The following is a 12,196-nucleotide window of genomic DNA, read 5'->3' on the forward strand; positions in this document are numbered from 1 at the left end:
ATCCTTTGGAAAACTTATAGCGCAGCTTCGTAACGGCGGTTGACTTCGTCCCAGTTAATTGTATTGGTCCAGGCTTCAATATAATCGGGACGCAAATTCTGATACTTGAGATAATAAGCGTGCTCCCACACATCGAGGCCGAGAATGGGCGTTCCGTCACCTGTCATGATCGGATTATCTTGATTGGCAGTGCTCAAAATATCGAGTTTGCCGTCTTTGACCACAAGCCAGGCCCATCCACTTCCAAAGCGCGTTGTCGCAGCGGTGACAAATTGTTCCTTTGCAGCTTCCATGCTGCCCAAATCGGCGACAATAGCGCTGGCGACTGCACCTCCTGGTTCGCCGCCATTGGGACTCATAATTGTCCAGAACAAACTGTGGTTGGCATGGCCGCCGCCGTTGTTTTGAACAGCCGTGCGGATATCTTCTGGCACACTGGCCAGATTGGTGATCAAACTCTCAATAGACTGATTTGCCAGGTCATCGTGTCCCTCAAGCGCGGCATTGAGGTTGGTCACGTAGGCATTGTGATGCCTGGAATGGTGAATTTCCATCGTCCGCGCGTCAATGTGTGGCTCGAGTGCATCATAAGCATAGGGCAAGTCGGGCAATTCGTATGCCATTTTGAAACTCCTTGTTTAAAGATGAATAGCGTTACTGAGTCGGAAATCAAAATATAATGAACTCCCATAAGGGCGTCAAGTCCTTATACAAGTTGTTTATTTTATATAACACAAATACTTACAATAAGTTGATATATATCTGGAAAAATCATTTGACGCGAATAAGCGCGTTGTCTATCAGGCGTGCATTGCCGAAGCGCACAGCTACGGCGAGCAAAATGGAATCTTTTAGCTCTGCAACGGGCGTGAGGTCTTTTGCATCGACGGCTTCGATATAGTCAATTTTTGCACTGCGCTGTGGTTCAATGACATCGCGCATGGCTTCGATGACCTTTTGGGCACGCCTTTCGCCCCGATCGATCATTTTTTGCCCCACCATCAATGCGCGGTAAAGCGCGGGGGCTTCTCGCCGTTCTTCAGCGCTCAAATACGCATTTCTCGAACTCATCGCCAATCCGTCTGCTTCGCGCACTGTGGGGGCCATCTGTATCTCCACATCCAGGTTGAGATCGCGCACCAGGCGTTGAATGACGATTGTTTGCTGCGCGTCTTTTTGTCCGAAAACAGCTACATGGGGTTTTACGGCTGTAAATAGTTTGGTGACGATTGTTGTCACACCTTCAAAATGTCCCGGACGACTTGCACCACAAAGCCTTTCGGTCAGCTTTGCCACGCGCACCGATGTCGCAAAATCTCCGGGATATATTTCTTTTTCCTCGGGCAGGTATGCGAGACGCACGCCGTGCTGGTCGATCAGTTCCAGGTCCCGATCAATGTCTCTTGGATAGGCTGCAAGATCTTCGGCGGGGCCAAATTGCAGCGGGTTGACAAAAATGCTCACCACAACCCGATCTGTCACTTTTAATGCCTGGCGCACGAGGCTGAGATGGCCTTCGTGTAGATATCCCATTGTGGGTACAAGCCCGATGCGCAGGCCCGCCTGTCGGATACGGTCCGCTGCGCGGTGCATTTCGCGGACGGTTTTTATAATTTTTACGGCCATTATGTGTCTATTTGCGCTCTAAATCGGCGCAGTTCCGCGCTTTTTATCTTAAAACGGTGTCTGTCTTCTGGAAATCGACGCGACTTGATATCTGCGACATAGTCTGCAAATGCCTGATGCATCACACTTTTGAGGTCTGTGTATGTTTTGACAAACCGATAATGGCTTTTGTAAACACCCAGCATGTCGTGTGCAACCAGCACCTGTCCATCGCATACGCGCCCGGCGCCTATTCCAATGGTTGGCATGGACAACCGTTTGGTCACGACTTCGGCAATGCGCTCGGGCACACATTCTAAAACCACGGCCAGTGCGCCGGCAGACGCCAGTGCATCGGCATCTTTCAGGACATCAAGTGCTTCTTCGGCGCGATCGCCAAACACAGGACGTTTACCCGTGCGCGTTTGAGGCGTATAGCCAACGTGCCCAACCACGGGAATGCCCTCGGCGGCGAGCGCCTCGACCTGGGGCGTTATATTGCGCCCCCCCTCGAGTTTAACCACTTCGGTGCCAGCGGAAACCAATTGTCGCGCATTTTCTATTGTTTGCTCCGGCGTTTCGTAAGCTCGATAGGGCAAATCCGCCATCAACAGAGCACTCACGACTCCGCGCCGCACTGCGCGCGTGTGGTGGAGCATATCATCCATTGTCACCTGCTGTGGGTTTTTATATCCCAACACATTGACGCCTACCGAGTCTCCCACAAAAATGACATCGACACCAGCAGCATCCTGAAAAACAGCTGTGGGATGATCGTAACAGGTCAACATCGCAATGGGTTCGCCTCGTTGTTTCATCAGCGCGAGGGTTTCTGGTTTTACGCGCGATCCCATAGGTCAAGTCCGCCTCGTTTTGCCAGCTTCCATGTGCGCTGGTCGATAATAACGGGTTCCGGACGGAGGCGATTTAATTTGTGCCAATAAATCCTCTAAGTGTTCCGGACGGTTTTCAAAATCGACCTCCGATACATTAACTGCGAGCAGCGGTGTTATCGAATAATGAAAGAAAAAATGGTTATAAGCTTCCAATAACTCCGAGATGTATTTTTTTGTTATCTCTCTTTCATATCCACGTTCATGGCGTCTTATACCCCGCATCAGATGATTGACTGTGGTTTGTAAATAAATCACCAGGTCTGGACGGGGAAGTTTTTCGCTCAGTGTTTCGGCCAGCCGCTCATAGAGCGCAAATTCCGTATCATTGAGTGTCACGTTGGCGTAGATGCGATCTTTTTCAAAAATAAAATTGCTGACCACGGCTTCTTCAAATAAATCCATCTGATGTAGTTCTTGTTGCTGTCGATAGCGGCTTAGCATAAAAAAGACCTGGGTTTGAAAGCCATATTGATCGGGAGCCTCGTAGAACAAAGGCAAAAAGGGATTTTCTTCGGGTTCTTCGAGCATCAGGCGGGCATTTAGACGACGTCCCAGAAGGCGAGCCAAACGCCTTTTGCCCACACCTGTTACTCCTTCAATGGCTATATATCGCAATGCTAAATCCCTTGGCCTTATTTTTTCATGATCAAATTGAGACCTTCAATTTTTCGCACGGGCAAATCCCTGCCCAAAGCATGTGCTGAAGTGCCTTTATTCAGTGACTCGGTCAAAAATTGAATCGATTGACCCAGGACGGGGTGTTTGAGGTCGGGTTTGAGGTCGCAAAGCGGCACCAGGACAAATGCGCGCTCGTGTAAGTGTGGGTGTGGCACCTGCAAGCCCGGCTGGTTGATGATGGCATCGCCATAGAGTAAAATATCGAGGTCCAGTGTGCGCGGGCCCCATCGCGTCTCGCGCAGGCGACCAAATTTGCGCTCAATTGCCAGTAGGCAATTCAATAAACTTCGCGCAGAGAGACTGGTATGGACTTGCAGAACTGCATTGAGAAAATACGGCTGGTCAACGACACCTATCGGAGCGGTTTCATAGACAGCAGAGGCAGCGATAATGGCGATTTCGGGTTTTTCATTTAGGATACCCGTCGCGTCCTGAAGCGTTTTTTCTCGATCTCCCAAATTCGCGCCAATGCCAATGTAGATCACGTTTCACGTCTCACTTCAACTTCAACGCCATCGAAATTGACGGATACCGGTGGGTTGGGTTTGCGAACTCGCACGAGGAGTTTTGACAATCCCAATTCCGACTGCAAAACGTCAGCGATGCGGTCCGCCAGGGCTTCGACAAGGCCGAACCTTTCCCCCGTCACAACTTGCTCGACTATTTTACAGACGCGCGGATAATCTACGGACTGAGACGTATTATTGTGTGCAAATCCCCTGAAATCCCCATAGATTTCTACGTCAACTTCAAATTTTTGACCGAGTTTGGCCTCTTCTTCAAACAGTCCATGGTAGCCGTAAAAAGCCATATTTTTTATTCTCAGTACGTCATTTGTCATGGTGCTAATATTTACAATTCCATGTGTTAAGTCAAGCGGTTTGCTGTAAATGGCAAGTTGACCACTTCGGCCTCTGATCCGTCGTCCAGTAGCACGCGCTGTCCTGCTTCGTGATAGCCCCGTCGGATGATGGCAAGGGCGATTGCGCGATTGAAGTGGAGAGATTTCACACATGTCGTTACCCGTCCGACGGTTTTATCGTTGACTGTGATATTGCCACAAACAGGCGTATTGCCGCTCAATGCATGTGCTGAAGTGCCTTTATTCAGTAACAAGCCGGTTAGGTAGCGGCGGGGGCGTCCTCGAAAGTGCATTTTGGCGATTACTTCTTGTCCAATGTAGCATCCCTTGTCAAAATCGACTGCGCGATTTAAACCAGCTTCGAGGGGCGCGACTGATTCATCTATCTCGGCGCCATAACGGGGGATGCCAGCTTCAACCCGCAATATTTTCTCCACTTGCCAGCCGATTGGCGTTCCTCCCGCTGTGACGAGTGCCCGCCGCAATGAATCGGCACGGTTTTGTGCAATGCGGAGATCACAGCCCGGTTCACCCGTGTATGATCGCGCGGTGACCCAAATTGGGATGCCTTCAAATTTGCGTATAATCGTATGATGTTCGGGGAGGTCAGCCGGTATGCGCCCAACAACTCGACCGGCCAGCTCAAGGGCTGTGGGACCCTGTACCCCTAATATGGCCCAGGCGTCGGATTCGTCCGATAGTGCGACATCATCGGCGATCAGATAGCGATCCAGGGTTTCCATCAACTTTGTCGCAAGTCCCGGTTCTGTTTCCATATAGATACAATCTTGTAAGCGGTGGACCCAAACATCTAATAGCGTTTGTCCTCGCGCCGATGTGACTGCAGCGTAATTGCCTTCATTTTCGGCGAGGGATTCAACGGTGTTGGTCACCATGCCGTGCAAAAATCTCAGACAATCTGCGCCTTCTGCACGCACTTTGCCTCGCTTGCTGCGGTTGAATACTCCCGCGTTTTCTCGAACGGCACGGTACTGCGTTTCCACATTTCGATGCGATGACATATATCTTATCCTCCTATTGCCTAATTGTGGTAATATCTATATACTTTGAAAACGCCGTTTTTGTCAAAGGATTCTTATTCTCATCAAAAGGAGATTCGCGTGAAAGCTATTCGCATATCGCAATACGGTGGTGCAGAAGTTTTGAGTTTTGAAGATATTGATGTCGCAGATCCAGGCGAGGGACAGGTGAGAATTACCATAGAAGCAGCGGGTGTCAATTTTATCGACACCTATCACCGAACGGGCCTTTATCCGCTGAATTTGCCGTTGACGCTGGGCCTGGAAGGTGCCGGCATCGTGCATGCGGTGGGCGCAGGGGTTTCGGATTTGACTGAGGGCGACCGCGTGGCCTGGAAAAGTGTGGAGGGGTCTTATGCCGAGCAAGTTGTCGCAGCCGCAGCCGAGGTGGTCAAAATTCCCTCAGATGTCGCTACTAAAACCGCAGCCGCGGTGATGTTGCAAGGGCTGACTTCGCATTATCTGGTCAATAGCACCTATCCGATTCGAGAAGGCGATACCTGCCTCGTCCACGCAGCCGCAGGAGGCGTTGGTCTTTTGCTCGTACAGATGGCAAAAATGCGCGGGGCTCGGGTTATTGGCACCACATCTACAGAAGAAAAAGCGGCTCTGGCACGGGGCGCTGGTGCCGATGATATCGTTCTTTATACCGAACGGGATTTTGAAGCCGAAGTTCTGCGCCTCACAGATGGTCAGGGCGTCGAGGTTGTTTACGATTCCGTTGCCCAGGCCACCTGGGAGAAAAGCATCAATTGCCTCAAGCCGCGCGGTTATATGGTCTTTTTTGGCAATGCCAGCGGGCCGGTTCCGCCGATTGATCCCCTGCTTCTGTCGCAAAAAGGGTCTATTTATCTCACGCGCCCGACGCTCAATAGCTACACGCAGACCCGTGAAGAATATCTCCAGCGCACCAGCGAGGTTATGGGCTGGATTCAAGACGGCAGTCTAGATGTGCGTATTGGAGAAGAACATCCTCTTGAAAATACGGCCGAAGCACATAAGCGCCTCGAAGGTCGGCAGACTACGGGGAAAGTGCTGTTGATTCCATAGTTGTATGTGTATCGAGAATCACACTACGCTGATACTACTCGTGAGAGCCTGCCCCTGCGGGGGTAAGCAGGGGGGCGATCCCATAACCCATGTTTTGCTCGGCTACAAAAAACGCGGTTTTGGCGTGGGGAAATACACGGGTATTGGTGGGAAAATTGAACCCGGGGAAACGGTGCGTGCAGCCGCTGTGCGCGAAATGCGTGAAGAAACAGGCGTTGTGATGTCGGTTCAGGATCTTGTGGATGCCGGGCATTTGACGTTTTATTTTCCCACCCGTCCCAAATGGAGTCTCACGACCCGTATTTTTATTGGGCGCAGGTGGCAGGGTGAGCCGACGGAAACAGGGGAAATACGCCCTGTGTGGTTTGAAATTGATCACCTGCCCTTTGATGCGATGTGGGATGATGCTACCTATTGGTATCCCTATGTGTTGGCGCATAAGCGCGTCAGAGCGATATTTACATTTTCGACCGACTGCAAAACCGTCGCGACCAGTGAGATTGAGATGTGGTAAGCTGTGTGTTTTTTACTTGACTCTTGTGGCAGAATGGCTATATATCAGGGCGTTTGATAAACGAAACTTAACAAACTCTTCACTTTCTCTTTAATGAGGTGATTGTTTTGACTACATCGGCTAAAAGTTTTTCCAAAGATGCATTGCATCACTATCTCGAAGATGTGGCTTCGTCTCAACCTCTATCTTCCGAAGAGGAAGTTGCGCTCGCTGTTCGCATTCGCAAAGGCGATCAGGAAGCACGGGCAAAACTCATTGAAGCCAATCTGCGCTTTGTGATTACAGTTGCCTACGAATATCAAAATCAAGGCGTTCCGCTCGTGGATCTCATCAGCGCGGGAAACGTCGGTTTGATCACGGCGGCAGAGCGTTTTGACGAGACGAGGGGGTTTAAGTTTATCTCTTATGCTGTTTGGTGGATTCGCCAATCTATTTTGCAAACACTGGCGGAACACGCCAGGGTCGTGCGCCTTCCGCTCAATCGCGTGGAATTGCTCAGACGCATATCTCGCTGTAGAAGTAGTCGGCAGCAAGAGACTTCGACGCGCACTGCGGAAGAAGAAATTGCCGAAGAATTGGATATTCCGGTAGAGCAGGTTACGGATATTCTCACCAGCGGACAGCGCACCTTGTCTCTCGATACGTCTCTTGGCGATGGGGAAAATAGCCTTCTTGAGATGATGCCCGACAATTCTCAAGAGTCGCCCGACGCAATGGCATTGAGAAATACCCTCAAAGCTGAAATCTCAAGTGCTTTGAGCACCCTTGATGAGCGCGAGCAAAAAGTGATCCGACTCTATTTTGGATTGGGCGGCGGTGCGGAGATGACGCTCGAAGAAATTGGCAAGCAATTTCGCCTGACGCGCGAACGGATTCGGCAAATTAAAGAAAAAGCACTTCGAAAGTTGCGCCACCCCACGCGCGGGCGAAAGCTGATGCCCTATGCGGAAGATACGTGAAAAAAACAAAAGCGAATAGACGAATAGACGAATAGACGAATAGACGAACCCCACCCTACCACCCAAAGTTGCTAAAAACTATGTCGTTGATTCGCTGATTCGCCTATTGTGATCTATCCAGATTTAGCGGGGTTTGCATTTCGTTGCAATTTTTCCACCCATTCTCGAAATCGCTGGCCGCGCTCTTCAAAATTGCGAAACTGGTCGTAACTCGCCGATGCTGGCGATAGCAATACCACATCGCCAGCTTGTGCGAGATCCGTTGCACAGCCCATCGCTTCTTCCAAATTTTCTACGCGGTGAATACTGGTTTTCCCTTTTGCAGTTGCCGCAATCGCATCCCCGGTTTCGCCCATCACAATCAGATGTGCGACCTTTTCCGCTATCACCACTCCCAAATCGTCAAATGCAATTCCCTTATCGTAGCCGCCAGCGATCAGCACGATCGGTTTGTCAAATGCCATGAGTGCTGTCCGCGTGCGGTCGGGACTCGTGGCTATTGAATCGTTCACATAGAGAACGCCGTTGACTTTTGCTACTTGCTCCAATCTGTGCGGTACCCCCTGAAATGTCTGCAAGACCTCGGCGATGTTTTCTTCAGATACGCCGCTTATGACTGCTGCACCCGTAGCCGCCAGTGCGTTGGCGAGGTTGTGCCGACCACGCAAGGATATGGTATCGACAGAGCAGACGGTTCGCGTATCGCCACTGATAGCATGTTGAATTTTTCCTTCGCGGACAAATACATCCCCTTCGCCTTCAACGGCGAATACCACCCTCTGCCCGGCGCCCGTCCAACGAGATACTTCGGCATCTTCTCCGTTGACAATCGTCCAGTCGCCTTTTGTCTGGTGCATGACGATTTGTTGCTTGGCTTTTCGATACGCTTGTAGAGATCCGTGAACGTCGATGTGATTTGGCGCGAAGTTGGTTGTGACAGCGATGTGGGGGCTCCACGGCAGATCTCCCAATCGGTCGAGTTGAAAGCTCGATAATTCCAGTACGATGGGTACATCGGCGTGTAGCAGGTCCAACTCATCGAGTAACGATCCCCCAATATTGCCGCCGATTTGCGTGCGTTTGTCTTTTTGTTTGAGCATTTCTCCTATGAGCGCAGTTGTCGTGGTTTTGCCACTGCTGCCCGTTATGCCGATTATGGGCGCAGGACAGCGTTCGACAAATAGGCAGATTTCCGATGTGATGGGTACGCCCGCAGATTCTGCGATTTTCAAGTATCGCGATGACCGGGGTACCGCGGGATTGGCGACAATTAAATCTGTTTTCCGAAAATCCGTTTCCTTATGTCCCCCCAGTTTAAAGGCGATGGGTAATCCATTCAGGGCGCGTACTGAAGCGCGCAGGTCTTTTTCAGGGCGCAAGTCCGTCACTGTCACCACCGCGCCTTTGCGTACCAAAAAACGCACCGCTCCCACGCCCCCGCCAAATAATCCCAATCCCATTACTGTGACGCGCTGGCCTTTTAGGTTCACGGGAAGTCTCCAGGTGAGGGCTATTCCTCTAACAATTGATCGATGAGATCGACCGGGGTGATGCCTTCGGCTTCGGCGTTGAAATTCGTGACGAGGCGATGGCGCAAGACGGGTTTGGCGACAAAAGAGACGTCGTCTATAGAGGGTGCAAAGCGTCCGCTGAGTACGGCGCGCGCTTTGGCGCCCAGGATGAGGCATTGGGATGCGCGTGGGCCGGCGCCCCATCTGAGCATGTTGCCGATGGATGTGTCTGCATTTTGAGGGCGGGTTTTGCGGACGAGATCCACTGCGTGATCTACGATGTGATCGGCTACTGGAACTTTGCGGATGAGTTGCTGGAGGTTGCGAATTTGTTCGGCGTTAATTACGGGCTGTACGTCGTGGGTTTGGGCACCTGTGGTGGCTTTGACAATGGCGCGTTCTTCTTCCTGGGTGGGATAATCGATCCACAGGTTAAATATGAAGCGGTCGAGTTGGGCTTCGGGCAGGGGATAGGTGCCTTCTTGTTCGATGGGATTTTGGGTGGCTAAGACAAAGAATGGTTCTTCGAGGCGAAAGGTTCCTCCCCCGGCGGTGACTTCGTGTTCTTGCATGGCCTGCAATAAGGCTGCCTGGGTTTTGGGCGGGGTGCGGTTGATTTCATCGGCCAGGATGATGTTGGCAAATAAGGGACCTTTGACAAAGCGAAATGCTTTGTGTCCGGTGGTCTGGTCTTCTTCGAGGAGTTCTGTGCCCGTGATGTCTGAAGGCATGAGGTCGGGGGTAAATTGGATGCGGCTAAAAGACAGGTCAAGGGCGCGCGCGAGGGTGCTGATGAGGAGTGTTTTGGCAAGGCCGGGCACGCCTACGAGCAAACAATGGCCCCCGCAGAGGAGGGCGATGAGTAGTTGATCGACGATTTCCCGCTGTCCAATAATGACTTTGCCAATTTCGGCGACGATCTGGTCATACGCGGTTTTTAATTGTTCAACTGCCTGGAGGTCTTCGTGAGGCGATGCTTCGGGCATTTTGTTTCCTTTCTCAGGTTTTGCGTTTTTCTTTTTTCGCCGCCGGGAAGAGAATATTGTTGAGGATGAGGCGATAGCCAGGCGAATTTTTGTGCAGTGCGAGTTGCGTGGGCGGGTCGTTGACAAAGTGTTGATAGTCTTCCGGGTCGTGTCCCGCATAAAATGTGAATGTGCCCTTCCCGATGTTGCCGTGGATGTATTTGACGTGGTCGGTGCCGGGTATGTCGCCCATAATGGTGACGGATTTTTTGATGCGATTTTTGCGAAAGGCCGTTGTTTGGCCCAAAAAGCCGGGGACGATGGGTGTGTGGTTTTGCGTGAGCATAGTGGGCACGGGATCGTATTTTGCCGAGAATTCAAATAGTGAAAAGGCGTCGATATCGGCATTTTTGATCTGGCTCATTTCAATGGGCGACAGGTCGATGTCGCCGTGTTCGTATTCGAGGGGGTCCATAACGAGGTTGAAGTTTTCAAAGGCTACTGTGCGTGAAAAATCGAGTTTTTGACGCGCCTGTGGGTCTGCGGGGTCGCCGTCGTAAACGCTATCGACGATGTCGATTCCTCGCGCGGCAAGGGCAATGTCAAAGGTATCGGTGGCCGAGCACATGGCAAAGAGAAATCCACCCTGTGCGACGTAGTTGTAAATGGCCTGTGCAACCGCGCCTTTGAGGTGGGAGACTTTGGCAAAACCCAATTTGCCAGCGAGGGCTTTGAATCCGGCCTGTTGTTGGCGGTACCAGAGGGTGTGGCCGTGGCTGCGATAAAATTTGCCGTATTGTCCCGTGAAGTCTTCGTGATGCAGGTGCAGCCAATCGAAGTTTTCGAGTTTGCCACTGAGGACTTCTTCGTCCCACAATGTGGTGTAGGGAATTTCCGCATACGTGAGCGCCAGTGTGACGGCGTCGTCCCAGGGCTGTTTGTTCGGGGGGGTATAGACCGCGATGCGAGGAGCTTTTTCAAGGCGCATGCGGTTCATGTTGCCGGATTCAATATCGGCGTAGATGCGCGTGGCCTGTGCGGCTGAGATGGCCTGGAAGGAGACGGCGCGTATTCGGGCTTCGCGCGCGATGGTTTCGTGGTTGTCGATGAGGAAGGAACCGCCGCGATAGTTGAGCAACCACTCGACGGGATGACCCTGTTGCAATGCCCAATACGCAATGCCGTAGGCTTTGAGATGGTCTGTTTGCGATACGTCCATGGGGATGAGAATTTTGCCGACGTTCGCGCTTCCGCCACCAATCGCCGCTGGGGAGATGGATGGTGTTGTTAGAAAAAAAAGTAAGACGAGAAGTGAAAGGCGAGAAGCAACCACAGATAAACACGGATAGACACAGATAAAAGACGTGAGTCGAGCGATCTGGCTTCGTTGCGTTGTAGGCTTCGTATGTGCTGTAGTTACATTTTGTCGTTTTAATGTCATCCCGCTTCCTTTGTTTTTCGGTTCTTCCTGAGACGATAGAAATAGCACTTGTCATTGCGGCATGGTTTTAGCCGCAATCCAGAAGGTTTTGAGCCGCTGGCTGCTGGCTGCTGGGAATAGTAAAGGAGCCATTCCTTACGGCGATATTGTTAATCTGGTATTTGTAGGGGCGACCCCCTGTGGTCGCCCGCTGACTATGATTTGGGATAATTAGATATTTCCCAGCAACTGCCTCGCATCAACACCCACATGTTCTTCCAATAATTCACGAAATGCCGCCAGTACTGCCAGGACTTTACCACGGTCTTCGGGACTTTCGGAATAGAACAACTCCGTGACTTGAGAAAGAGAAAGTTCGAGAAATGGAGAGTTAGATTGAGCGCGTTTTGCCTGGACGTAGTTTTCTGCCAGATGCCGCAACCGCGCATCTACGCCCAGAACAGGTTTTCGAGGCCCATCTTCTATATTTTGAACGATCTTATCCAGTTTTTGAAAAAAGGGTATAAGGGTCTCTACCACCTGTTCTGCCGCTTCTTTCCTATTCGTATCAAGATACCCCTTGTCAGTCAATTTACGATGAATGGACAGGGTGTTAATCGCTGATAGGAGTTCTTGGCTTTGTTGGAAACTCTGAATAGCCAACCATTGTGTGCTCATCTGGATTTCCCTCTAAAA

14 protein-coding genes are annotated in these 12,196 nt (G+C 51.2%); 3 read left to right on the forward strand and 11 right to left on the reverse strand.

The features are described from left to right. Positions 1 to 14: 14 nt before the first annotated feature. The 7 genes from F4Y39_00435 to F4Y39_00465 form a co-directional block, all read right to left on the reverse strand. Positions 15 to 623 (reverse strand): superoxide dismutase, encoded by a 609-nt coding sequence (locus F4Y39_00435; protein ID MYC12170.1) that lies wholly within the window; start codon positions 621 to 623, stop codon positions 15 to 17. Positions 624 to 771: 148 nt separating this feature from the next. Beyond that, entirely contained in the window at positions 772 to 1,626 is an 855-nt protein-coding gene (locus F4Y39_00440) for a pantoate--beta-alanine ligase (protein ID MYC12171.1), read from the reverse strand. After that, positions 1,626 to 2,459, reverse strand: a complete 834-nt coding sequence (gene panB, locus F4Y39_00445; protein MYC12172.1) for a 3-methyl-2-oxobutanoate hydroxymethyltransferase — start codon at positions 2,457 to 2,459, stop codon at positions 1,626 to 1,628. The genes F4Y39_00440 and panB overlap by 1 nt, the downstream gene beginning before the upstream one ends. A 3-nt stretch (positions 2,460 to 2,462) precedes the next feature. Further along, a complete protein-coding gene (locus F4Y39_00450) occupies positions 2,463 to 3,116 on the reverse strand; it encodes a deoxynucleoside kinase (protein MYC12173.1) in 654 nt (217 codons plus the stop codon). A 17-nt stretch (positions 3,117 to 3,133) separates the two neighbouring features. Next, complete coding sequence (folK, locus tag F4Y39_00455; protein ID MYC12174.1) at positions 3,134 to 3,664, reverse strand: 2-amino-4-hydroxy-6-hydroxymethyldihydropteridine diphosphokinase; 531 nt, start codon at positions 3,662 to 3,664, stop codon at positions 3,134 to 3,136. Beyond that, positions 3,661 to 4,194, reverse strand: a complete 534-nt coding sequence (folB, locus tag F4Y39_00460; protein ID MYC12175.1) for a dihydroneopterin aldolase — start codon at positions 4,192 to 4,194, stop codon at positions 3,661 to 3,663. The genes folK and folB overlap by 4 nt, the downstream gene beginning before the upstream one ends. Beyond that, positions 4,047 to 5,063, reverse strand: a complete 1,017-nt coding sequence (locus F4Y39_00465) for an aminomethyl transferase family protein (protein MYC12176.1) — start codon at positions 5,061 to 5,063, stop codon at positions 4,047 to 4,049. The genes folB and F4Y39_00465 overlap by 148 nt, the downstream gene beginning before the upstream one ends. A 99-nt stretch (positions 5,064 to 5,162) precedes the next feature. Between F4Y39_00465 and F4Y39_00470 the strand changes: the two genes are divergently transcribed. The 3 genes from F4Y39_00470 to F4Y39_00480 all read left to right on the forward strand — a co-directional run bounded on the left by F4Y39_00470 (position 5,163) and on the right by F4Y39_00480 (position 7,604). Further along, a complete protein-coding gene (locus tag F4Y39_00470; protein MYC12177.1) occupies positions 5,163 to 6,131 on the forward strand; it encodes a quinone oxidoreductase in 969 nt (322 codons plus the stop codon). Positions 6,132 to 6,135: 4 nt separating this feature from the next. After that, positions 6,136 to 6,645: an 8-oxo-dGTP diphosphatase gene (locus F4Y39_00475; GenBank protein MYC12178.1), complete on the forward strand. Its 510-nt coding sequence runs from the start codon at positions 6,136 to 6,138 to the stop codon at positions 6,643 to 6,645. A gap of 101 nt (positions 6,646 to 6,746) precedes the next feature. Beyond that, complete coding sequence (locus F4Y39_00480) at positions 6,747 to 7,604, forward strand: sigma-70 family RNA polymerase sigma factor (protein ID MYC12179.1); 858 nt, start codon at positions 6,747 to 6,749, stop codon at positions 7,602 to 7,604. A gap of 113 nt (positions 7,605 to 7,717) precedes the next feature. Here F4Y39_00480 and murD read toward each other — a convergent pair whose 3' ends face one another. The 4 genes from murD to F4Y39_00500 all read right to left on the reverse strand — a co-directional run bounded on the left by murD (position 7,718) and on the right by F4Y39_00500 (position 12,178). Next, entirely contained in the window at positions 7,718 to 9,094 is a 1,377-nt protein-coding gene (murD, locus tag F4Y39_00485; GenBank protein ID MYC12180.1) for a UDP-N-acetylmuramoyl-L-alanine--D-glutamate ligase, read from the reverse strand. A gap of 20 nt (positions 9,095 to 9,114) precedes the next feature. Beyond that, positions 9,115 to 10,101, reverse strand: a complete 987-nt coding sequence (locus F4Y39_00490) for a MoxR family ATPase (protein MYC12181.1) — start codon at positions 10,099 to 10,101, stop codon at positions 9,115 to 9,117. A 13-nt stretch (positions 10,102 to 10,114) separates the two neighbouring features. Further along, positions 10,115 to 11,356, reverse strand: coding sequence for an asparagine synthetase B (locus tag F4Y39_00495; GenBank protein ID MYC12182.1), 1,242 nt, complete (start codon positions 11,354 to 11,356; stop codon positions 10,115 to 10,117). A 375-nt stretch (positions 11,357 to 11,731) separates the two neighbouring features. Further along, entirely contained in the window at positions 11,732 to 12,178 is a 447-nt protein-coding gene (locus F4Y39_00500; GenBank protein ID MYC12183.1) for a hypothetical protein, read from the reverse strand. Between the last annotated feature and the right edge of the window lie 18 nt (positions 12,179 to 12,196).

This window comes from Gemmatimonadota bacterium (assembly GCA_009838845.1).
Taxonomy (GTDB): domain Bacteria; phylum Latescibacterota; class UBA2968; order UBA2968; family UBA2968; genus VXRD01.